We start from the raw sequence: 21,251 nt of genomic DNA on the forward strand, positions 1-21,251 counted from the left end.
GCCCCGGGTCGGCCGGCCGCCCGGGCGCCCCTGCCCGAAGGACAGTCCGAAGGTCACTCAGCGAGGAGCCCGCCATGCCCGAAGCCGTCATCGTCAGCGCCGCCCGTTCGCCGATCGGCCGGGCCTTCAAGGGCTCGCTCAAGGACGTCCGCCCGGACGACCTGACCGCGCACGTCATCGGCGCCGCCCTGGCCAAGGTGCCGCAGCTCGACCCGCGCGAGATCGACGACCTGATGCTGGGCTGCGGCCTCCCCGGCGGCGAGCAGGGCCACAACCTGGCCCGCATCGTGGCCGTCCAGATGGGGATGGACTACCTCCCCGGTGCCACCATCACGCGTTACTGCTCCTCCTCGCTGCAGACCACCCGGATGGCGCTGCACGCGATCAAGGCCGGCGAGGGCGACGTCTTCATCTCGGCCGGTGTCGAGACCGTCTCGCGCAGCATCCACGGCACCTCGGACGGCATGCCGGGCACCATGAACCCGCTCTTCGACGAGGCCCAGGCCCGCACCGCCAAGCGCGCCGAGGAGGGCGGCGGCGAGTGGCACGACCCGCGCGAGGACGGCCTGCTGCCCGACGCCTACATCGCGATGGGCCAGACCGCGGAGAACCTGGCCGCGCTCAAGGGCATCACCCGCGCCGAGCAGGACGAGTTCGGCGTCCGCTCGCAGAACCTCGCGGAGGCCGCCATCAAGGCCGGCTTCTGGGAGCGCGAGATCACCCCGGTCACGCTGCCGGACGGCACCGTGGTCAGCAAGGACGACGGCCCGCGCGCCGGCGTCACCGTGGAGGGCGTCTCCGGCCTGAAGCCGGTGTTCCGCCCGGACGGCACCGTCACCGCCGGCAACTGCTGCCCGCTGAACGACGGCGCCGCCGCACTGGTCATCATGTCCGACACCAAGGCCCGCGAGCTCGGCATCACCCCGCTCGCCCGGGTGGTCTCCACCGGCGTCAGCGCGCTCTCCCCCGAGATCATGGGCTACGGCCCGGTCGAGGCCTCGAAGCAGGCGCTCAGGCGCGCCGGGCTGACCATCGACGACATCGACCTGGTCGAGATCAACGAGGCGTTCGCAGCCCAGGTCATCCCGTCCTACCGGGACCTCGGCATCGACCTCGACAAGCTGAACGTCAACGGCGGCGCCATCGCGGTCGGCCACCCGTTCGGCATGACCGGCGCCCGGATCACCACCACGCTGATCAACTCGCTGCAGTGGCACGACAAGCAGTTCGGCCTGGAGACCATGTGCGTCGGCGGCGGCCAGGGCATGGCGATGGTCATCGAGCGGCTCAGCTGAGCCCCGCATTGCGCACACCGCACGACCGCGTCAACCCCCGGGGGTCCAGACCACCCGTTTGGAGTGACACAGAGTAATTGAGGGCCGGATCACACCGCGAGGTCGATCCGGCCCTCCTTTCTTTCGATTCCGGACCGGAAATCGACGGTGCGGAGCGGATCAACTCCGCAGCGTAGAACGGTGTTACCTAACAATTTGGGGACAAGGGCGAATGTCTCGGACAAATTAGACATTCGCCACTGCGGTAACAGCGCCGCATGCGGCAGTGTGGAGACGTAACCCCGTTCCACTCCTCCCTAGGAGTACGTTCCGTGAGCGCCGTCTACACCATCCTGCTGCTGATCCTGATCGCCGTGTCGACCGCCGTGCTGCTCCACATCCGGGGACTCTCCCGCCGGCTGGACGCGCATGCCGCGGCCGCCGCCGCACCCGCACCGGTCGACGAGGCGGCGATACGCCGCGCCGTCGCCGAGGCGCTCGCCGCCGACCGCGAGCGGGAGATCACCGAGGCCCGGGCGTTCTGGGCCGAGCAGGAGGCCCGCGCGGCCGAGGACGCGCCGCTGTTCGACTCCCCGTTCGCGAGCGTGCTCGGCACCACCGACGAGTGGCCGCTCTTCTTCCCCCGCCCGACCGGGCCGCAGGAGGCCGCCGACAACGCGGGCACGATGGACCCGGAGTTCGGCGAGGCGCTGCGCTCCGCGCTGGAGGACCTGATCAACGAGGGCGGCGTCGCCCCGACCGGGCCCGGCACCGACGGCGGCGCCCCGGTGCGGCCCGGCCACCCGGCGGCCGGCCACCCGGCCGGTCACCCGGCCGCGGACGCCGGCGGCGACGCTCGGTCCCGCCGCGAGGCCGACCTGCTCGCCACCGGTCTGGAGGCCGGCCTGCTGGACACCGACGCGGCCGTCGAGGAGGCCCCGGCGGCCGCCCCGGACCCGCGCCGCCACCCCTCGCACCCCGACTTCGTGCCGAGCCAGGCGCCGTCCCGCGAGTGGACCGACACCCGGCTGACCGCGCTGGCCGAGGACCGCATCGCCCTGGTGGACGTCCGTCCCGGCCCGCTCGGCACCCTGGACGTGTACGCCTTCGCCGACGGCACCACGCTCTGCGTGGCCCCCGGCGACCGCGAGGCCGCGTACCGGCTGATCGATGCCGTCCGAGCCGGCGAGGACGTCCGACTGCTCGGCGGCTCCCGGTTCTCCGGCTCCTACTCGCTGACCTTCGCCACCGACGAGGACGCCGTCTACGTGCTCGCCGACCGGGTGGTCGCCAGCATCTGACCCGAGCGGCCGCCGACGGCCGCCGCACACGCCGCACCCGAAGCCGGCCGGATCGAAGGGGTTACCGATCCGGCCGGCCCATCGTCACCCGCTCGCCGGAGTCGCCCGCTCGCCTTCGGGCACCGGGGCCGGACAGGTCGGTGCCGTGGGCCCGGGGTCAGGTGCAGAGCGTGGTGGTGGCCGCCACCCGGGCCAGGGCCGCGGCGAGCACCGCCGCGGCCGGCGCGGGCCCGCCCGGCGCTTCCGGGAGCGGCACCGGCACCTCCGCCGGCAGCGCGGCCAACGCGGCCGCCAGGTCGTGCCCCGCCACCGCCAACTGGTCCCCGACCGCGAAGGCCCCGGCGTCCGGGAACTCCCGCACCGGGCCGCCCTCGGCGCTCTGTGCGGCCGTCGCCAGCCACCGGGCGAGCGCCAGTGCGGCCGCCGCCCGCGAGGGGTGGCCGGGCACCGCGCCCAGCAGGCGGCCCTGCGGCATCGAGCGGAAGCGGTCCGCCAGGGAGTCGACGGCTTCGACGAGGGGGGCTGTCTCGGGCATACCGGGAGCCTAACCAGCCCGGGCCGGCCCGAAAGCCGCCGGGCCCCGGAGCACTCGGCTCCGGGGCCCGGCGGCAGCGCGCCCCTGCCGGATACGGCCCGCGGCGCGGAGGTCCTGCGGGGTCAGTCGTCGCCGCGCAGGATGGCGATCAGCCGCAGCATCTCGACGTAGATCCAGACCAGCGACAGGGTGAGCCCGAAGGCGGCCCGCCAGGCCTCCTTCTGCGGGGCGCCCTGCGCGATCGCCTCCTCGATGGCCGCGAAGTCCAGGGAGAGGAAGAACGCGCCGAGGCCGATGCCGATCAGCCCGACCACGATGCCCAGCGGACCGGAGCGCAGGCCCATGTCCGCGCCGAACATCCCGGCGACCATGTTGACGAGCATCAGCAGCACGAAGCCCATGGCGATCGCGATGCCGATCCGCGTGTAGCGCGGGGTGACCCGGATCCGGCCGGTCTTGTAGGCGATCAGCATCGCCGCGAAGACCGCCGCCGTTCCCAGCACCGCCTGGATCGCGATGCCCGGCCAGATGGTGTTGAACACCTTGGTGACGGCGCCGAGCGCGAAGCCCTCCAGGCCCGCGTAGAGCAGGATCAGCGGCGGGCTGACGCTGCGCTTGAACGAGATCACCATGCCGACCACGAAGGCGATCAGCGAGGCGCCGACGGCGAAGCCGTAGTTGCGGTCGGGCAGCGCGAACCACGCCACGCCGCCGGCGGCGACCAGGGTGAGCAGCGTCATCGCGGTACGCGCGACCACGTCGTCGAGCGTCATCCGACCGGTCGCCAGCGGACCGGCGGAGGGCGCGCGGTACATCTCCACCAGCTGGTCGTCGGTCAGCGGCTGCTGTCCCGGGGCCTGCTGGGCGTACGGGTTGTTGCCGTACGGGTTGTTGTCGTACGGACCGCTCTGGCCGTAGGGGTTGGTGGCGTAGGGGCTCCCGGCCTGCGGGGCCTGCGTGGTGCCGAAACCCGCGTAGCCGGACTCGCGGGAGAAGGACCCCTCCCGCGAGAAGACCGGGTTGCTGCTTCTCATTGCTCATTCCCTCCGTGGCGGCACTGCACCGCACGAGGCACAAGGGTAATGGCTTGGCAAAGGAATCGGCATACGCCGCGAGGAGGATCCGCCGAACAGCACCCGTCGGGGACGCCGGATCGGCGCCCCCGCGAGAACGGTGCCCGGAGCCGGACTCGAACCGGCACGGCCTTTCGGCCAAGCAGTTTTAAGCTGCCCGTGTCTGCGTTCCACCATCCGGGCGTCCTGGACCGGCCGCAGCGGTGGCGGGAGCCGGTGCTCCGTTCCGTCGAGGCCACCCCTGAGCCTAGTCGCCCGCATCGCTCTTTCGCATGTTCCCAGCCGGGGAAGTTGTCATGTTTCCTTGCCATCTGACGAACAGTTCGCGATTCGGCCAGGGAAGGCGCAGGATCCGGCCACCGCACTCCGGTCAGGGTCGGTGTCATACCGGAGGATGAGGGCCCCACCTGGGCGTACGCCCAGCGGCGGTCAGGCCAACCGTCCGGCGGAGCGACGAGAACGCGTGATCGCAGGGCGGAGCATGGAGGTACGGCCGGAAGCCCCCTGGGGCCCGGCCGCCCAGCCGTCCCGGCGCCGTCCGCAGCCCGCGATCCCAAGGAGCACCCCCGTGACCACGCCGACCGCAACCGCCGTCCGCACCGGCCGGGCGGCCGCCCGCGCCACCGGCCTGAACAAGGTCTACGGGGAGGGGGAGACCCGCGTCGTCGCCCTCGACAACGTCACCGTGGCCTTCGCCCAGGGCGAGTTCACCGCCATCATGGGCCCCTCCGGCTCCGGCAAGTCCACCCTCATGCACTGCATGGCCGGCCTCGACACCGTCTCCTCCGGCTCCTCCACCATCGGCGACACCGAACTCGTCGGCCTCAAGGACAAGCAGCTCACCCAGCTGCGCCGCGACCACATCGGCTTCATCTTCCAGGCCTTCAACCTCCTCCCCACCCTCACCGCCCTGGAGAACATCACCCTCCCGATGGACATCGCCGGCCGAAAGGCCGACAAGGCCTGGCTCGACCGCGTCGTCGACACCGTCGGCCTCTCCGGCCGCCTCTCCCACCGCCCCAGCCAGCTCTCCGGCGGCCAGCAGCAGCGCGTCGCCTGCGCCCGCGCCCTCGCCGGCAAGCCCGACATCGTCTTCGCCGACGAACCCACCGGCAACCTCGACTCCCGCTCCGGCGCCGAGATCCTCTCCTTCCTCCGCAACTCCGTCCGCGAACTCGGCCAGACCGTCGTCATGGTCACCCACGACCCCGTCGCCGCCGCCTACGCCGACCGCGTGGTCTTCCTCGCCGACGGCCGCATCGTCGACGAACTCACCCACCCCACCGCCGACACCGTCCTGGACCGCATGCGCCGCTTCGACGCCAAGGGCCGGACCAGCTGACGCCCCACCCGCAGCAGCCCGCCCCTCCGCAGACCACAGGACACCCCATGTACCGCACCGCACTGCGCAACGTGCTCGCCCACAAGGGCCGACTGCTGATGACGGCTCTGGCCGTCATGCTCGGCACCGCCTTCGTCGCCGGCACCATGGTCTTCTCCGACACCTTCGGCAAGGCCATGCGGGACAGCAACTCCAAGAGCTACTCGGACGTGTCGGTCCAGATCGTCGACCACGCCGCGGGCACCGACGCGACCGCCCGGGAGAAGAGCGAGAAGAGCCCCGCCACCCTGACCGACGCGACCGTTCAGGAGCTCGCGGCCCTGCCCGGGGCCGCCGGCGCCCGCGGTGTGGTGAGCGGGTTCACCGGCGTCGCCGACAAGAGCGGCAACCTGATCGGCAAGGCCTGGGCCGCCAAGGGCGCCAACTACTCCCCCGGCGCGGACGGCCGGGACGCCCGCTACCCGCTGGTCGAGGGCCAGGGCCCGAAGACGGCCGAGGAGATCGCGCTCGACCGCGGGACCGCCGAGAAGGGCGGCTACAAGGTCGGCGACACCGTCCGGGTCGCCTCCAACGGCCCGGTCGTGGAGGCGAAGCTCACCGGTGTGTTCAGCACCGACGACCCGGTGGTGAACTCCGGCGGCACGCTCACCCTGTTCGACCGCGCCACCGCCCAGCAGCTGCTGCTGGAGCCCGGCCGCTACAGCAGCATCGTGCTCGGCGCCAAGCCCGGCACCAGCGAGAGCGCGCTGCTCGCCCAGGCCGAGCAGAAGCTCCCGGACGGCGACCAGATCGACGCCGAGACCGGCCAGCAGCTCAAGGACCACGAGCAGAAGATGATCGAGTCCGGCACCGCGAGCATGCGGACCATGCTGCTCGCCTTCGCCGGGATCTCCCTCTTCGTCGGCGTCTTCATCATCGCCAACACGTTCACCATGCTGGTCGCCCAGCGCACCAGGGAGCTCGCCCTGCTGCGGGCGATCGGCGCCAGCCGCAAGCAGGTCACCCGCTCGGTGCTGGTCGAGGCCCTGGTGATCGGCACCGTCTCCGCCGCGGCCGGACTGGTAGCCGGCATCGGGATCGGCGCCGGTCTGCAGTCCCTGGTCGGCGCGCTGGACAGCGGCATGCCCAGCGGCCCACTGGTCGTCAAGCCGGTGACGGTGGCGGTCACCCTGGTGGTCGGCGTCCTGGTCACGGTGCTCTCCGCCCTGCTGCCCGCGATGCGCGCCTCCCGGATCGCGCCGGTCGCCGCGATGAGCAGCGGCGACCAGCCCGGCACCCAGAAGAGTCTGGTGGTGCGCAACACCATCGGTTCGGTGCTGGCCGCCGGCGGTGTCGCGCTGATCGCCTTCGGCGCCTCCACCGGCAACAGCGACGGCCGGATGCCGGTCGCGTTCGGCGCCCTGCTCGCCCTGGTCGGCGTCTTCATCCTGCTGCCGCTGCTCTCCCGCCCGGTGATCGCCCTGGTCGGCCCGGTCCTCGGCCGGCTGTTCGGGACTCCCGGCAAGCTCGCCCGGCAGAACGCCGTCCGCAACCCGCGCCGCACCGCCGCCACCGCGGCCGCGCTCACCATCGGCCTGACCCTGGTCAGCGGTCTGACGGTGCTCGGCTCCTCCGTCGGCGACGCCATCGACAAGGCCGTCACCAGCACGATGAAGGCCGACTACGTGGTCGGGGCGGCGAACGGCATGGGCCTGTCGGAGAAGGTCCCGGCGGAGATCGCGAAGGCGCCCGGTGTGGCCGCCTCCTCACCTCTCACCACGGTCTACTGGAAGCTCAACGGCAGCACCCGGTCGATCACCGGTCTGAACCCGGACGGCTTCGAGAAGCTCGTCGCGATGAAGATGACCAGCGGCTCGGCCGCCGCGCTCGGCGAGGGCAGGATCCTGGTCGACGCGGACGTGGCCAGGAAGAACGGCGTCGGCACCGGCTCGACCGTCACGCTCACCTATCCGGACAAGTCCACCGGCCAGATCACCGTCGGCGGCGTCTACGAGGCGGGCGGGATGCTCGGCCCGGTCCTCCTGGCCAACACCGAGATCGTCAAGCACGAGCCCGAGCCGTACATCAGCGACGTCCTGGTCAAGGGCACCGGCGGCACCGGCGACACGCTGAAGCAGTCGCTGAAGAACGCCACCGGCGCCAACCCGGTGATCGAGGTCAAGTCGCTGCAGGACGTCCGGGACGACTTCAGCCAGGTCATCAGCTTCGCGCTGAACATGATGTACGGCCTGCTGGCGATGTCCGTGATCGTCGCGATCCTCGGCGTGGTCAACACGCTGGCCATGTCGGTCTTCGAGCGCAAGCGCGAGATCGGGATGCTGCGGGCGATCGGCCTGGACCGCAGCGGCATCAAGCGGATGGTCCGTCTGGAGTCGGTGGTGATCTCGGTCTTCGGCGCCGGGATCGGTGTCCTGCTCGGCTGCTTCGTGGCCTGGGCGATCAACGGCACGCTGAAGTCCAGCCTGCAGGGCCTGACCACGGTGCTCCCGTACGGGCAGCTGCTGCTCTTCCTGGCGCTGGCCGGCGTGGTCGGCCTGGTGGCCGCCTTCTGGCCCGCCCGCCGGGCCTCCAAGCTCGACATCCTGGCGAGCATCAAGACCGACTGACGCGAGGTCGCCGAAGGCTCCGGGCAACCTGCCCGGAGCCTTCGCGCGTCCGGGACGTCCGGGTGCCCGGGGCCCTCGCGCGTCCGGGCCCGGTGGGACGTCCGGGGCCGGGAGCGGAGGGGCCGGCCTTTGCACGCCCGGCCCCGGGAACGACGGAAGGCCCCCGCCGGAGGGCGGGGGCCTTCTCGTGCTGATGTACTCCGCCCGGTCGCACGGCCGGCTGAGCACCACGGAGGTCGTGGTCCGGCGACACTGCCGGGCGGAGGGCCTCCGACTCATACCCCGGTGCTCCCACACCGGGATCTCAGTCGCTTACTTGCTGCTGGCGAGTTCCTTGTCGGCGGCCGGCTTGGCGGCCTCGACGGGCTTGGGCGCGGGGCCCGCAGCCTCCTGGAACGCCTCGAACGGCTTCTCCATCTGCGCCAGACCCACGGTCTCGCGCTTCAGGAAGATCGCCAGCGTCCAGTCGGTGAAGACTCGGATCTTGCGGTTCACGGTCGGGACCATGGCGCCGTGGTAGGCGCGGTGGAACCACCAGGCCAGGCGGCCCTTGAGCTTCACCTTGCCGAAGAGGATCGCGACGCCCTTGTGCAGACCGAGACCGGCGACCGCACCGAGGTTCTTGTGCTTGTACTCCTTCTGCGGGAAGCCCCGCATGCCGGAGATCACGTTGTCGCCGAGGACGACGGCCTGACGGCAGGCGTGCTGCGCGTTCGGCGGGCACCAGGCGCCCTCGCCGGAAGCGAGGTCCGGCACCTGGGCGTTGTCGCCGGCGGACCAGACGTAGTCGAAGCCCTGGACCTGCAGGGTCGCTGCGGTGTCGACGTGGCCGCGCGGGCCGAGCGGCAGGCCGAAGTTGGCCAGCACCGGGTTCGGCTTCACCCCGGCCGTCCACACGATGGTGGAGGCGTCGACCTCGACGCCGTTCTTCAGCACGACGTGCTGGTCGAGGCAGGACTCCATCGAGGTCTCGATGAAGACCTCGATGTTGCGCTCCTCGAGCTTCTCCTTGGTCCACAGACCGAGGTCCGGGCCCACCTCGGGGAGGATGCGGTTGGCCGCCTCCACCATGATGAAGCGCATGTCGTCGCGGCTGACGGTCTTGTAGATCTTGGCGGCGTCGCGCGCCATGTCCTCGATCTCGGCGATCGTCTCGACGCCGGCGAAGCCACCGCCGACGACGACGAAGGTCAGGGCCTTGCGGCGGACCGCCTCGTCCGTGGTGGACTCGGCCTTGTCCAGCTGGGCCATGACGTGGTTGCGGAGGCTGATGGCCTCCTCGACCGTCTTCATGCCGATGCCGTGCTCCGCCAGACCCGGGATCGGGAAGGTGCGGGAGACCGAGCCGGTCGCGACGACCAGGTAGTCGAAGGGCAGCTCGTAGGAGTCGCCGGCCGCGGGCTGGATGGTGGCGACCTTGCGGGCGTGGTCCACACCGGTGACAGCACCGGTGAGCACCTCCGCCTTCTTCAGGGCGCTGCGCAGCGGCGCGACGAGGTTGCGGGGCGCGACGTTGCCGCCGGCCGCCTCGGGAAGGAAGGGCAGGTACGTCATGTACGACCGCGGGTCCACGACCGTGACGGTCGCTTCGCCGTAGCGCATCTTCTTGAGGATGCGCATCGCGGCATACAGGCCGACGTAACCACCGCCGACAATGAGGATGCGAGGACGCTCCGTGGTGCTCATATCCGAAAGTATCCAGCACGCCCCGGAGCACTCTTCGTGAGCCCGCTCACAAGGTGCTGGACACCCCGTGCTACACTCCGCGCCCCCGCTCTCGGCCCGGGAGGCCGGCTCACGGCCGGTTCGACCCCCCTGTGAGTACCTGCGCGCCAACGGGCCCGCTGAGCAGCAACGATCCATGTGGGGCGTGGGTTCCCGCGCATGATTTCGAATTTCAAACCTTCGACGGGGCGCAGCCTGCGATCCAGCGGGCGCCGGACCGGGCAGGCCTTCAGTCCCACATTTCGGACGTTGCGGGCGCGGGACCGCGACGAATGACGGGATCGCCATGTGAAGAAATTCACGAACTTTGTCGCGCGGCCCCCCGCGCGCCCCGGCCCCGGAGCCCCCGAGAGGGGTCCCGGGGCCGGTCGGGTAAGGCCTGCGGAAGGCCGACGGGCCGTACCCACGAGGGGTCCGGAGGGGCTCCGGCGGAGGCCGGGGAGGGCTCAGGAGGCGATGCTCCAGGCGATGCCGTCCAGGATGTCGTGCTCGCTGACGACCACTTCGGAGGCGCCGGTCCGCTCCATGATCTCCAGCAGTTCCAGCGCGCCGGCCGCGATCACGTCCACCCGGCCGGGGTGCATCGAGGGGATGGCCGCCCGCTGCTCGTGGGTGGCGGCCAGCAGCTCGTCGGCGACGCGGGCCACCTCCGCACGGCTGATCCGCGAGTGGTGGATCGCCGCCGAGTCGTACGCGGGAAGGTCCTGGACGATCGCGGAGACCGTGGTGACCGTCCCCGCCAGGCCGACCAGGGTCGCGGCGCCGGTCAGCGGGACGACCTCCTCCGCCTTGTCCAGCTCGGCCCGAACGTGCGCCCGCGCCTCGGCGATCTGCTCCGCCGAGGGCAGCTCGGCGCCGCCGAAGTGCCGCTCGGTGAGCCGGACGCAGCCGATGTCCACCGAGCGGGCGGCCTGGACGTCCTCCGCACCCAGCACGAACTCGGTGGAGCCGCCGCCGAGGTCGAAGACCAGGTAAGGCGCCGGGAACTGACCGCCGGTGAGCTCCTTGGTGGCGCCGACGAAGGAGAGGTGGGCCTCCTCCTCGCCGCTGACCACCTCGGGCGAGACGCCCAGGACGTCCCGCACGCCCTGGACGTACTCGTCGCTGTTCTCGGCGTCGCGGGAGGCGCTGGTGGCGACGAAGCGCAGCCGCTCCGGGCCGACGCCGAAGCCGCGGATGATCTCCGCGTACTCGCGGCAGGCCGCGAAGGTCCGCGCCAGCGCGTCGGGGTGGAGCCGGCCGGTGCGGTCGACGCCCTGGCCCAGCCGGTTGATGATCATCCGGCGGTCGAGGTCGGTGATCGCCCCGGTCTCCGGGTCGAGGTCCGCGACCAGCAGCCGGATCGAGTTGGTGCCGCAGTCGATCGCGGCCACCCGGGTCACCGTCATTCGCCGTCCTCCCCGGTCTCCCCGACCTCCTGCGCGGCACGCTTGGCGGCGCGCTCGGCGGTCTTCCGCTCCTTGGCGGCGATCACCGCCGCGTGGTCCGCGTCCTCGGCGCGGTTGCGCAGCACCCGCTCGCCGGCGGCCTCGACCTCGACCGCGGAGACGCACGGGCCCTTGGCCCACCAGTCCTCCAGCATGCCGAGCGCCTCGTCGCCGAGCGGGTTGACGCCCTCGCCGGCCGCCAGCGAGTGGCCGACCAGCACGTGCAGGCACTTCACCCGGTCCGGCATGCCGCCGGCGCTGGGGAAGCCCTCCAGCACCTCGATCGCGTCACGGCGGGCGATGTAGTCCTCGTGCGCCTTCTGGTAGGCCGCGGCCAGCTCCGGGTCCTCGGCGAGCCGGGCGGTCTGCTCCTTCATCACGCCGTCCGCCTCCAGGGTGCCGATCAGCGAGGCGGCCTTGGGGCAGGTCAGGTAGTAGAGGGTCGGGAACGGCGTGCCGTCCGCGAGCCGGGGGGCCGTCTCCACGACGTCCGGGTTGCCGCAGGGGCAGCGGTGTGCCACGCCGCGCAGACCGCGCGGGACCCGGCCGAGCTGGGCGGCGATGGCCGCGACGTCGGCGTCGGAGACGGAGGGGTGGTTCTCAGTGGTCATGGGGGGAGCTGGCTCCAGCGGGGGCAGTGGCGGGTGGAGAGGGCGGGGCGGTGTCGGCGGCGTCCACCGAGTCCCAGACGCTCGCGTACCAGGGCTTGGCGGCCTTCGCCGGGGCGGCGGCCGCACCGTCGGACGGCGCGGGCGGAGTCCCGGGGGACTCGGCGGCGCTCCGGCCGACCGGGTCCACCGCAATGTACGGGGTCTCCCCCGGCATCGCGTAGTGCAGCCGGGCGCGGGCCTGCGCCCTGACGTACTCCGGGTCCTGCCAGCGCGTCTTCTCCCGGCGCAGCTGCTCGACCTGCTGCCGGGCGTGCTCGGCCTTCGCCCGCTGGGCGGAGATCTCGGAGCGCTGGGAGATGAACTGCCGGGTCGGGTAGGCCAGGATCGCGACGAGGGAGCAGAGCACCAGGACGAGGACCGTCGCCCGGCTCGTGAAGCGAGGCCGGGCCGTCAAGCCCGGGATCCTCCAGCCTGCCATCTCCGGTGTCCCCTCCTGGTCGCGAGTGGCGCCGCCCGGTCACGCCGGTGCCCCGCCGCCCACCCTACGGGGTGAACAGGCGGGGCACCGGCGGGAGCAGTGTGTGTCAGCCCTCGTACTTGCCGGGCTTACTGGTCCGCGGAGCGGAACCGCGGGAACGCGCCGCGGCCGGCGTACTCGGCGGCGTCGTCGAGGATCTCCTCGATGCGCAGCAGCTGGTTGTACTTGGCGACGCGCTCGGAGCGGGCCGGGGCACCGGTCTTGATCTGGCCGCAGTTGGTGGCGACGGCCAGGTCGGCGATGGTGACGTCCTCGGTCTCGCCGGAGCGGTGCGACATCATGCAGCGGTAGCCGTTGCGCTGGGCCAGCTCGACGGCGTCCAGGGTCTCGGTGAGCGAGCCGATCTGGTTCACCTTCACCAGCAGCGCGTTGGCGGTGCCGGTCTCGATGCCCTTGGCCAGGCGCTGCGGGTTGGTGACGAACAGGTCGTCGCCGACCAGCTGGACCTTGTCGCCCAGCTTGACGGTCATGGCCTTCCAGCCGTCCCAGTCCGACTCGTCCAGCGGGTCCTCGATGGAGACCAGCGGGTACGCGGCGACCAGCTCGGCGTAGTACTCGATCAGCTCGGCGGCCGAGAGGGACTTGCCCTCGAACTGGTAGGCGCCGTCCTTGAAGAACTCGGAGGCGGCGACGTCCAGGGCCAGCGCGATGTCGCGGCCGGGCACGTAGCCGGCCTTCTGGATGGCCTCGGTGATGAGGTCCAGGGCCTCGCGGTTGCTGTCCAGGTTCGGGGCGAAGCCGCCCTCGTCGCCGAGGCCGGTGGAGAGGCCGCGCTCCTTCAGGACGCCCTTGAGGGTGTGGTAGACCTCGACGCCCCAGCGGACGGCCTCGGAGAAGGACTCCGCGCCGATCGGAGCGATCATGAACTCCTGGATGTCGACGTTGGAGTCCGCGTGCGAGCCGCCGTTGAGGATGTTCATCATCGGGACCGGCAGGACGTGCGCGTTCGGGCCGCCCAGGTAGCGGAACAGCGGCAGGTCGCTGGCCTCCGAGGCGGCGTGCGCCACGGCCAGGGAGACGCCGAGAATGGCGTTGGCGCCGAGCGAGGACTTGTCCGGGGTGGCGTCCAGGTCGAGCATGGCCTGGTCGATCAGACGCTGCTCGGTGGCGTCGTAGCCGACCAGCTCCGGGCCGATCTGCTCGATGACGGCCAGGACGGCCTTCTCCACGCCCTTGCCGAAGTAGCGGTTCTTGTCGCCGTCACGAAGCTCCAGCGCCTCGAAGGCGCCGGTGGAGGCGCCCGACGGGACAGCGGCACGGCCGGTGCTGCCGTCGTCGAGGCCGACCTCGACCTCGACCGTGGGGTTGCCACGCGAGTCGAGGATCTCACGGGCTACGACGACATCGATGGACGGCACGAGGCATCTCCTAGCGGAAGCAGGTCCGGCTGACGGTGGGTGCTGTCGGCCGGACGATTGCGGAGTCGTTACGACCAGAGCCTAACCGCACGGGCTCTCGGGGCCACGTCGACCATGGGTCCGTCTCAGCGTGTGGCCGCACTACCCACCGGTAGTTCACCTGGTTGCCCCGTGAAAGCGGTCCGGATGCGGACGAAGGGGGAGGTATCCGACCCCCCCTTCGTCCGCGCCGACGGGCGGTGGCCCGGGTTCAGCGGCCGGGGGTTCAGCCGAGGTTGAGCACCTGGCCGGGGATGATCAGGTCCGGGTCGCCGCCGACGGTGCCGCGGTTGCCGTCGTACAGCGCCTGCCAGCCGCCGGACACGCCCTGGGCGGCGGCGATGCCGGCGAGTGTGTCGCCGTCCCGGACGGTGTAGCCGTGGCCGGCGCTCTGCTGCTGGGCGGCGGGTTCGGCGTGACCGGCCGTCGGACTGTCGCCCTGGCCGATGTACCCGACGGACTGGCCGGCGGACTGGACGGCGGCCTGGGGGGCGTGCTGGCCCGCGTACTGCTGGTACACGCTCCGGTGGCTGGTCCAGTACCAGGCGCCGTCGTTCTGGTACCAGTACACCTTCGCGTCGGCGTCCCAGCCGCCCTGGCCCGAGAAGTCCGGCGTCTTGGCGTCCTGCTGCGCGGGCTGCTGGGCGGCGGGCTTCGGAGCCTGCTGCTGCACCGGCTTCCGGTCCGGCTGGGCGGGCTTCTGAGCCGGCTTCGGCTGGGCGGGCTTCGGCGCCGCCGGCTTCGGCGCCGCGGGCTTGGCGTTCGCGGCGGTGTCCACCTCGGCCGCCGCGCCGCCCTTGCTCAGGCCCGCCCGCTTGGAGCAGACCGGCCAGGCACCCGGGCCCTGCGAGGCGAGGACCTTCTCGGCCACCGCGATCTGCTGCCCCTTGCTGGCCTGGTTGGCCTGCGGCGCGTACGCGGTGCCGCCGTACGCCTTCCAGGTGCTGGAGGTGAACTGCAGACCGCCGTAGAAGCCGTTGCCGGTGTTGATGCTCCAGTTGCCGCCGCTCTCGCACTGGGCGACCGCGTCCCAGGTGGAGACGGGGGCCGCCGAGGCGCCGGTGGCGGTGAGGAGCGGCATCGCGAGTCCGACGCCGGCCACACCGGCGACGGCGATGGCCTTCTCGGCCTGGGTGCGGCGGCGGTGGCGGCCAGTTCCAACGAACAGCATGAAGACGTCCCTCTCCGCACGCCTGCGAGGTGAGCTGTCGGGTTCGGACCGGGAGGTGGCCCGGCCGCGTGTCGCGAGGCGCTCTGCCCGCGACTGCGGCTTCACCCCAAGCCGTGGAGGACGGCAACAAACCTGGGTCCCCCGCCCCTGCCCAGGGTTCTGGTCGGTTTCCCGTGGCACGGCGGGCAGGATTCGGCGTTCCGCGCACGAGGTCCGCAGCTGCGAACTTCAGGGAGAGTAGACAGATCCTCACACCAATCACAAGCTCATATCGCCGATATCACACAGAAATTACGGCACACGGTCGATCGCCCACCAACGAAGGCGGTATGTCCGGATTGATGATGTTTCAGCCCCTCTCCAGGGGAGACTCGGCGACGCCGTGTCAGCGTGTCGAGCCCACCGGCCGGAAGACGTGCAGGCCGCTGCGAACGGTTCCGGCCGTGATCAGAGGGGGTTCTCCTGTAGGTTCTCCGGAGTGAATTCGACCGGAAGTTCACGAAGTCCACGCATGATCAGACCACCGCGCCACCGCAGATTCTCCGGGCTTTCGGCGAGCTGCAGGTCGGGCAGCCGGGTGAGCAGCGTGGCCAGCGCGGCACGGCCCTCCAGACGGGCCAGCGGAGCGCCGATGCAGTAGTGGATGCCGTGCCCGAAGCCGAGGTGCGGGTTGTCCGTCCGAGCGAGATCGAGGGTGTTCTCGTCGGCGAACCGCGCCGGGTCCCGGTCCGCCGCGGCGAGCACCACCAGCACCGGGTCGCCCACCGGGATCTCCACCCCGCCGATGGTCAGCGGGCTGGTCGCGAACCGCCAGGTGGCCAGCTCCACCGGCCCGTCGTAGCGGAGCAGCTCCTCGATCCCGGTCTCCAGCAGGCCGGTCTCGCCACGGGCGATCGAGTCCTGCAGCAGCTCCCGCTGCCCGGGGTTGCGCAGCAGTGCGTAGGTGCCGTTGCCGATCAGGTTGACGGTCGTCTCGAACCCGGCGAACAACAGGATGAAGGCCATCGCCGCGGCCTCGTTCTCGGTCAGGTGCTCGCCGTGGTCGCTGGCCCGGATCAGCCCCGAGATCAGGTCGTCGCCGAGATCGGCCCGCTTGCGGTGGATCAGCTCCGCCAGGTACGACCGCATCCGCTTCACCGCCCGCCCCACGCCGCCGCGCTGGCCGCCGCCGTGGCGGATCATCATGCCCGCCCAGTCGCGGAAGTCGTCCTGGTCCTCGGCGGGCACACCGAGCAGGTCGCAGATCGCGTAGATGGGGAGCGGGAAGGCGAACTCGTGGATCAGGTCGGCGCTGCCGCGGGCCGCGAAGCCGTCGATCAGCCGGTCGGTGAGCTGCTGCACCCGGGGCTCGAAGGCGGCCACCCGGCGCGGGGTGAACGCCTTCGAGACCAGGCGGCGCAGCCGGGTGTGGTCCGGCGGATCGATGTTCAGCAGGTGCGTCATCAGGTTGGCCTGCCGCTCACCGGGGATGCCGACCCGGCCGGTGCGGTGCGCGTGCGTGCTGTGGTGGACCGGGTTCTTGGAGAGCCGGCTGTCGGCGAGCGCCTGCCGGGCGTCCGCGTACCTGGTCACCAGCCAGGCCTCCACCCCGCTCGGCAGGGTCGTGCGGTGCACCGGCTCGTGCTCCCGCAGCCACGCGTACGCCGGGTACGGATCGGCGGCGAACTCCCAGGTGAAGAGCGACGGGCGGGCGGGATCGGGCTGAACTGGCATGGGTCGACCGTATCCGGTGGAGATCGCCCGTACGGCAGGCGTGAGCCTGGTCACCTGACGGGTAATTCCTGTTGCGGAGGATCGGGACGAGCCTACGATCCTCCGCAAAGCACGTGTGTGGGCGCCGGTGCGGAGCCGCCCACCAGGGAGGAGCGCACCATGCGGGTCACCGGGGCAGTCGTCGTGATCGCGGTACTCGACGGCGGGTCGGGGGCCGACCTCGCGCGCCGCTTCACCGCGGCCGGCGCCGCCGGCGTCCTCATCGCGGACGAGCAGGTCGGCGTCGCCGAGGACCTGGCCACCGAGCTCGACCGGCCGGGCTGTCCGGTCGTCGGCGTCTGCGGTGACGTCCGGCGCCCCAGCGACGTCGCCGCCCTCGTCGACACCGCAGAGAAGCACCTCGGGCCGATCGACCTGTTCTGCGTCGCCGGCCCGGACGGCGAGCGGATCGTCTCGCTGGCCGACCTGCCCGACCACCTCGACCTGGAGCGGCTCGCGGAGCTGCTGCAGCTGGTCGGCGAGGCCATCGGCGAGGTGGTCGTGCCGCAGCCGCGCCGGCCGGTGGAGGAGGCGGCGCGCGTCTGAACGCGCGCCGGGCGCCTCCCCGGGCTCTCGGGGGGGCGGGCCTTCGGGCGGCGTGCCCGCAGCACCCACCCGCTCCGGCCCTACTCGGGCTTGAGCCCCTCGGCCGCGCGGACGGCCTCCCGGTAGCCGCGCGCGGCCGCCCGCAGCGCCGCGTCCACGTCCACGCCCGCGTCGTGCGCCCGCTGCGCCACGGCGAGCAGCAGCGTGCCCGCCGACTCCGCGGTCAGCTCCGCCGGAAGCTCGAACGGCGCGTCAGGCACGCCCGTGAACCCGGCCCGGCGGACCCGGGAGACCAGCTTCGCCGCATACGCCAGCGACGGCAGCCCGGCCGGCACTCCGTCCAGCACCGACTCGCGCCCGGACTTCTCGGCGGCCTTCAGGGCCTCCCAGTTGGCCTCGACCTCGGCGGCGCCCTCCGCCTGCGCGTCGCCGAACACGTGCGGGTGGCGGTACATCAGCTTCTCGACGATGTCGCCCGCGACGTCGTCGATGGAGAAGGCGTCGGTGGGGTGCTCCTCGGCGATCCGGGAGTGAAAGAAGACCTGGAGCAGGACGTCGCCGAGCTCCTCGCGGAGCGTCTCGCGGTCCTCCTCCTCGATCGCCTCGACCAGCTCGTAGGCCTCCTCGACCAGGTACTTCACCAGGCTGGCGTGGGTCTGCTCGGCGTCCCAGGGACAGCCCCCCGGCGAGCGCAGGCGGTCCATCACCGAGACCAGGTCCAGCAGCCGTGCACCGGGCAGGTCGTACGAGCCGGGCAGCACCTCGATCTCCGGCACCTCGCCCGCGTGCTCGACCGCGAGGCGGGCGAGCGCGTCGGTCAGGCCCGGGTCGCCGTCCGGGCTGCCCAGCCAGACCGTCGCCCCCGCACCGGCCGGCTGACCGGTCAGCGTCCGGGCCAGCGCCGGCGCGGAGGCGGGCGCCACGACCTCCACCTCGACCCCGGCCTGGCGCACCGCGGCCACCTGCGGATGCCCCTCGTCGGCGGCCAGCACCCGCCCGGCCGAGCGCAGGGCCTCCCACGCCGGCCAGGACAGCAGTCCGGGGGCCACCCGGTGGGTGGTGGTGAGCAGGATCAGCTTCGCGCCGGGAAGATTCGTCACACCCCGAACCTACCCGGGCCGCCCCGGCCGCCGCTTCCGCATTCCGGCCCGGTCGGCGCACGGCCGGGGCCGGCCGGCGCGCTGCTCAGGCGCGAGAAGTCGAAGGGGCCGACGTCCTCTGCGCACCCGCCCGTGCGCACCGCCGGTCAGGGGGCGAGCCAGGGCGGGAGGTCGGGGACGAGGGTGGCCCGGGCGGGGTCCCAGGTGCCGTAGCGCGGGTTGATCCGCAACCGGAGCGCGGCGGCCGCGTCGACGAGGGCGAGGCGGACGACGTCCTCGCCCTCCGGGGTGCCGGCGTCCGCCCCGGCCGCGGCGGCGAGCCGGAGGAGGCCGAGCCGGCTGCGGAACCAGTCGTCGATCCCGCTGCCCGGAACGCCCCGGGCGGCCAGCACCCGGGCCAGTGAATCGGCGCCCCCGGACCGTTCCGCAGCGTCGGCGCGCGCCGTCGCCACCTCTGCGGCGGAGACGGCCAGCCCGCGGTCGGCCAGCGCACGGGCCACCACCGCGTCGAGCACCAGGTCGGCGACGGCCCGCCGGGCCAGCCCGTCCGGCTGCTGCCGGGCGTCCACCGACGCGCCGCCGGCCGTGTGCCGCAGCTCCGCGACCCGGGCCTCGACCGCGCGCACCGGGATCCGCCTCCCGTCCAGCGCCGCCGCCGTCGCAGCCGTCAGCCCGCCGCCTCCGCACCCGGCCAGCCCCGCGGCGGCCGGCGCGACGGCGGCGAGCAGGACGCCGACGGCAGCGGTCCGACGGTGCATGGCGGCCTCCGGGGCGAGCTGGCGGCGGGCCGGGAGGGGGCTCCCACCGGACGCCGCGCGTCCACCGAGCGTAGGTCCGGGAGGCCGCCGTCGCGCGGACCGCGGGCCGAACGGGTCACCCGGCCGGCGGCGTCCGCCGGCCGCCCCCGGCTACGGCTGCGGCGCGGCGCGGTCGACCAGGACGGCGACGCCGTCCAGGATGCGCTCCAGACCGTAGGCCAGCGGATCCTCCTCCCGGGGTGCGAAGGCACCGGCCGCGATGGCGGCGGTCAGCGCGGGGAAGCGCGGACCGTGGCGCTCCAGCAGCTCAGCGGTGAGTCGGTTCCACTCCTGGTCGTCCTCCTGGTTCGCGTCGAGCCGCTGCTGGGCGAGGCTGCGGATGTGCCCGACGATCAGCAGGAACGTGTCGTGCCGGCGGGCCGGGGACAGCCCGCTGTCCGCGAGGGCGGCGAGGGCGGCGTCGAGCCAGGCCAGCTGGTTGGGGCCCATCGGCTGCCGGCGCATCGCGGTGGCGGGCAGGATCCATGGGTGGCGGCGGTACAACTCCCAGCACTGCCGCGCCCACTCGGTGAGCCGGGGGCGCCAGCCGCCCTCCGTCCCCCCGGGTGGCGGGGCGCCGAGCGCGGTGTCGACCATCAGGTCGATCAGGTCGGTCTTGCCGGGGACGTAGCGGTAGAGCGCCATCGTGGTGACGTCGAGCTCCGCGGCGACCCGCTGCATGGAGACCGCGTCCAACCCCTCGGCATCGGCGACCGCGACGGCGGTGGCGGTGATCCGGTCGAGGGTCAGTGAGGGCTTCGGCCCGCGCCGGGGCTGCTCCTGCTCCCCCCACAGCAGCGCGAGGCTCGCCTTCGGGTCTCGCTGTTTCTCGGGACTCCTCGCCATACCCGCACTCCTCGCTCGTCGGTCGGCGGCCGTCGGTGGGCTTTGACGGTCACTCAGAACTGTGTATAACATACACTCAACCGCGTAAGGCATATACAGTTCAGGGGAGTAACTGTGCTCGGGATCGTTCTCGCCGCCTCCGCCGCCCTCGTCGCGCCCGTCGCCGGCCTGCTGGGCCACCGTCGGGTCAAGCAGCTCCGCAACGCCGAGCTGATGCGGATCGACCGTCCGAACGGCGTCGACGAACAGGGCTTCGTCCGCATCGGCGCGATCGAGCAGTGGATCTCCATCCGCGGCGAGGACCTGGACAACCCGGTGCTGCTGGAGATCCACGGCGGCCCCGGCTCGTCCAACTCGTTCTTCGGGCCGCGCACCCGGGAGTGGGAGAAGCACTTCACCGTCGTCCGCTGGGACCAGCGGGGCGCCGGCAGGACGCTGGGGCGTTCCGGCGCCGAGGGCCAGGGCGAGCTGAGCATCGCCCGCCTCCAGGAGGACGCCGTCGAGGTCACCGAGTACGTCCGCGCCCGGCTCGGCGTCGAGCGGGTCGTCCTGACGGCGTACTCGTTCGGCAGCGTGATCGGCCTGCGGCTGGCCCGCCGGCGGCCCGATCTCTTCTCCGCCTACGTCGGCACCGACCAGAACCTCCACGACGGCGGCCGCGACCGCTCCGCCCACCACGCCCTGCTGGAGCGGCTGCACGCCGCCGGCAAGCGGAAGGACCTCGCCGCCGTGGAGCAGCTCGGCACCGACCCGCGCACCTGGACGGCCGAGGAGCACAGCACCTACGCCCGGATCACCGCGACCAGCGAACCGCGAACCGCCGACGCCCTCAAGCGCGTGGTGATGGCCTCGCTCTGGGTCTCCCCGCTGCACGGGCTGCGCGACATCGGCGTGCTCGGCAAGGGGATGAAGCTCTCCGCGCAGCTCGTCCCGGAGACCGCCGGCTACGACGACTGGGCCGACGGCACCACGTTCGACCTGCCGTTCTTCGTCTTCCAGGGAGACCACGACCCGTACACCCCGCCGGTGCTCGCCCGACGGTTCGTCGCGGACGTCCACGCTCCGGTGAAGGACTTCGCGCTGATCCCGGACGCCGGCCACTTCGCCGCGTTCCGGCACCCGGACCGGTTCCTGGAGCTGATGCTGGCCAAGGTCCGCCCCGTGGTCACCGAGCGGCAGCCCGCCGCCCGGTAACAGGGTGGGGCCGGCC

18 protein-coding genes, 1 tRNA gene and 1 riboswitch are annotated in these 21,251 nt (G+C 72.5%); of the genes, 6 read left to right on the forward strand and 13 right to left on the reverse strand.

Annotated elements, in window-relative coordinates:
* Positions 1-74: 74 nt before the first annotated feature.
* Together ACF9IK_RS14345 and ACF9IK_RS14350 are read left to right on the forward strand one after the other, a co-directional pair.
* A complete protein-coding gene (locus ACF9IK_RS14345) occupies positions 75-1,295 on the forward strand; it encodes an acetyl-CoA C-acetyltransferase (RefSeq protein WP_395294596.1) in 1,221 nt (406 codons plus the stop codon).
* A gap of 311 nt (positions 1,296-1,606) precedes the next feature.
* Positions 1,607-2,575, forward strand: coding sequence for a hypothetical protein (locus ACF9IK_RS14350; protein ID WP_395294597.1), 969 nt, complete (start codon positions 1,607-1,609; stop codon positions 2,573-2,575).
* A 157-nt stretch (positions 2,576-2,732) separates the two neighbouring features.
* On the opposite strand, the gene ACF9IK_RS14355 is transcribed toward ACF9IK_RS14350, so the two are convergent.
* The 3 genes from ACF9IK_RS14355 to ACF9IK_RS14365 all read right to left on the reverse strand — a co-directional run bounded on the left by ACF9IK_RS14355 (position 2,733) and on the right by ACF9IK_RS14365 (position 4,366).
* Positions 2,733-3,110, reverse strand: coding sequence for a hypothetical protein (locus ACF9IK_RS14355; protein WP_395294598.1), 378 nt, complete (start codon positions 3,108-3,110; stop codon positions 2,733-2,735).
* A gap of 122 nt (positions 3,111-3,232) precedes the next feature.
* Complete coding sequence (locus ACF9IK_RS14360) at positions 3,233-4,144, reverse strand: Bax inhibitor-1/YccA family protein (RefSeq protein ID WP_395294599.1); 912 nt, start codon at positions 4,142-4,144, stop codon at positions 3,233-3,235.
* A gap of 140 nt (positions 4,145-4,284) precedes the next feature.
* A tRNA-Leu gene (locus ACF9IK_RS14365) sits at positions 4,285-4,366 on the reverse strand.
* 298 nt (positions 4,367-4,664) lie between these two features.
* Here ACF9IK_RS14365 and ACF9IK_RS14370 point away from each other — a divergent pair.
* Complete coding sequence (locus ACF9IK_RS14370) at positions 4,665-5,525, forward strand: ABC transporter ATP-binding protein (protein WP_395294600.1); 861 nt, start codon at positions 4,665-4,667, stop codon at positions 5,523-5,525.
* A gap of 47 nt (positions 5,526-5,572) precedes the next feature.
* The gene (locus ACF9IK_RS14375) at positions 5,573-8,131 is read left to right on the forward strand and encodes an ABC transporter permease (RefSeq protein WP_395294601.1); all 2,559 of its coding nucleotides are present in this window, start codon (positions 5,573-5,575) and stop codon (positions 8,129-8,131) included.
* A gap of 312 nt (positions 8,132-8,443) precedes the next feature.
* Here the strand turns inward: ACF9IK_RS14375 and ACF9IK_RS14380 are convergent, their stop codons facing one another.
* The 7 genes from ACF9IK_RS14380 to ACF9IK_RS14410 form a co-directional block, all read right to left on the reverse strand.
* Entirely contained in the window at positions 8,444-9,817 is a 1,374-nt protein-coding gene (locus tag ACF9IK_RS14380) for an NAD(P)/FAD-dependent oxidoreductase (protein ID WP_395294602.1), read from the reverse strand.
* A 485-nt stretch (positions 9,818-10,302) separates the two neighbouring features.
* Positions 10,303-11,238: an exopolyphosphatase gene (locus ACF9IK_RS14385; RefSeq protein ID WP_395298574.1), complete on the reverse strand. Its 936-nt coding sequence runs from the start codon at positions 11,236-11,238 to the stop codon at positions 10,303-10,305.
* Between the two features lie 2 nt (positions 11,239-11,240).
* Entirely contained in the window at positions 11,241-11,894 is a 654-nt protein-coding gene (locus tag ACF9IK_RS14390; RefSeq protein WP_395294603.1) for a DUF501 domain-containing protein, read from the reverse strand.
* Positions 11,884-12,348 carry an FtsB family cell division protein gene (locus ACF9IK_RS14395; protein WP_395294604.1) on the reverse strand — a complete coding sequence of 155 codons (465 nt, stop codon included), beginning with the start codon at positions 12,346-12,348 and terminating at the stop codon, positions 11,884-11,886. Before ACF9IK_RS14395 ends, ACF9IK_RS14390 begins: the two co-directional genes overlap by 11 nt.
* A 152-nt stretch (positions 12,349-12,500) precedes the next feature.
* Positions 12,501-13,790, reverse strand: coding sequence for a phosphopyruvate hydratase (eno, locus tag ACF9IK_RS14400; protein WP_238949651.1), 1,290 nt, complete (start codon positions 13,788-13,790; stop codon positions 12,501-12,503).
* A gap of 265 nt (positions 13,791-14,055) precedes the next feature.
* The gene (locus tag ACF9IK_RS14405; RefSeq protein ID WP_395294605.1) at positions 14,056-15,000 is read right to left on the reverse strand and encodes a transglycosylase family protein; all 945 of its coding nucleotides are present in this window, start codon (positions 14,998-15,000) and stop codon (positions 14,056-14,058) included.
* 5 nt (positions 15,001-15,005) lie between these two features.
* A riboswitch (cyclic di-AMP (ydaO/yuaA leader) is annotated at positions 15,006-15,175 on the reverse strand.
* Positions 15,176-15,447: 272 nt separating this feature from the next.
* On the reverse strand, positions 15,448-16,713 hold the full coding sequence (locus tag ACF9IK_RS14410) for a cytochrome P450 family protein (RefSeq protein ID WP_395294606.1): 1,266 nt from the start codon (positions 16,711-16,713) through the stop codon (positions 15,448-15,450).
* A 159-nt stretch (positions 16,714-16,872) separates the two neighbouring features.
* Between ACF9IK_RS14410 and ACF9IK_RS14415 the strand changes: the two genes are divergently transcribed.
* Positions 16,873-17,298 carry an SDR family NAD(P)-dependent oxidoreductase gene (locus tag ACF9IK_RS14415; protein ID WP_395294607.1) on the forward strand — a complete coding sequence of 142 codons (426 nt, stop codon included), beginning with the start codon at positions 16,873-16,875 and terminating at the stop codon, positions 17,296-17,298.
* A gap of 80 nt (positions 17,299-17,378) precedes the next feature.
* Here the strand turns inward: ACF9IK_RS14415 and ACF9IK_RS14420 are convergent, their stop codons facing one another.
* From ACF9IK_RS14420 to ACF9IK_RS14430, 3 genes are all read right to left on the reverse strand, one after another.
* Positions 17,379-18,398: a MazG family protein gene (locus ACF9IK_RS14420; RefSeq protein WP_395294608.1), complete on the reverse strand. Its 1,020-nt coding sequence runs from the start codon at positions 18,396-18,398 to the stop codon at positions 17,379-17,381.
* Between the two features lie 146 nt (positions 18,399-18,544).
* On the reverse strand, positions 18,545-19,156 hold the full coding sequence (locus tag ACF9IK_RS14425; RefSeq protein ID WP_395294609.1) for a hypothetical protein: 612 nt from the start codon (positions 19,154-19,156) through the stop codon (positions 18,545-18,547).
* Positions 19,157-19,306: 150 nt separating this feature from the next.
* The gene (locus tag ACF9IK_RS14430; RefSeq protein ID WP_395294610.1) at positions 19,307-20,041 is read right to left on the reverse strand and encodes a TetR/AcrR family transcriptional regulator; all 735 of its coding nucleotides are present in this window, start codon (positions 20,039-20,041) and stop codon (positions 19,307-19,309) included.
* Positions 20,042-20,155: 114 nt separating this feature from the next.
* Here ACF9IK_RS14430 and ACF9IK_RS14435 point away from each other — a divergent pair, with 114 nt between their 5' ends.
* On the forward strand, positions 20,156-21,235 hold the full coding sequence (locus ACF9IK_RS14435) for an alpha/beta fold hydrolase (RefSeq protein WP_395294611.1): 1,080 nt from the start codon (positions 20,156-20,158) through the stop codon (positions 21,233-21,235).
* Positions 21,236-21,251 lie beyond the last annotated feature (16 nt).

Origin of the sequence: Kitasatospora hibisci (assembly GCF_043950205.1) — a bacterium.
Classification (GTDB): Bacteria; Actinomycetota; Actinomycetes; order Streptomycetales; family Streptomycetaceae; genus Kitasatospora; species Kitasatospora hibisci.

What these genes read in the sequence shown, in the direction of transcription:
- ACF9IK_RS14345 (WP_395294596.1), top strand. Translation starts at nt 75, where the DNA reads ATGCCCGAAGCCGTCATCGTCAGCGCCGCCCGTTCGCCGATCGGCCGG.
- ACF9IK_RS14355 (WP_395294598.1), bottom strand. Translation starts at nt 3,110, where the DNA reads ATGCCCGAGACAGCCCCCCTCGTCGAAGCCGTCGACTCCCTGGCGGAC.
- ACF9IK_RS14360 (WP_395294599.1), bottom strand. Translation starts at nt 4,144, where the DNA reads ATGAGAAGCAGCAACCCGGTCTTCTCGCGGGAGGGGTCCTTCTCCCGC.
- ACF9IK_RS14370 (WP_395294600.1), top strand. Translation starts at nt 4,665, where the DNA reads ATGGAGGTACGGCCGGAAGCCCCCTGGGGCCCGGCCGCCCAGCCGTCC.
- ACF9IK_RS14375 (WP_395294601.1), top strand. Translation starts at nt 5,573, where the DNA reads ATGTACCGCACCGCACTGCGCAACGTGCTCGCCCACAAGGGCCGACTG.
- ACF9IK_RS14380 (WP_395294602.1), bottom strand. Translation starts at nt 9,817, where the DNA reads ATGAGCACCACGGAGCGTCCTCGCATCCTCATTGTCGGCGGTGGTTAC.
- ACF9IK_RS14390 (WP_395294603.1), bottom strand. Translation starts at nt 11,894, where the DNA reads ATGACCACTGAGAACCACCCCTCCGTCTCCGACGCCGACGTCGCGGCC.
- ACF9IK_RS14405 (WP_395294605.1), bottom strand. Translation starts at nt 15,000, where the DNA reads ATGCTGTTCGTTGGAACTGGCCGCCACCGCCGCCGCACCCAGGCCGAG.
- ACF9IK_RS14410 (WP_395294606.1), bottom strand. Translation starts at nt 16,713, where the DNA reads ATGCCAGTTCAGCCCGATCCCGCCCGCCCGTCGCTCTTCACCTGGGAG.
- ACF9IK_RS14415 (WP_395294607.1), top strand. Translation starts at nt 16,873, where the DNA reads ATGCGGGTCACCGGGGCAGTCGTCGTGATCGCGGTACTCGACGGCGGG.
- ACF9IK_RS14425 (WP_395294609.1), bottom strand. Translation starts at nt 19,156, where the DNA reads ATGCACCGTCGGACCGCTGCCGTCGGCGTCCTGCTCGCCGCCGTCGCG.
- ACF9IK_RS14430 (WP_395294610.1), bottom strand. Translation starts at nt 20,041, where the DNA reads ATGGCGAGGAGTCCCGAGAAACAGCGAGACCCGAAGGCGAGCCTCGCG.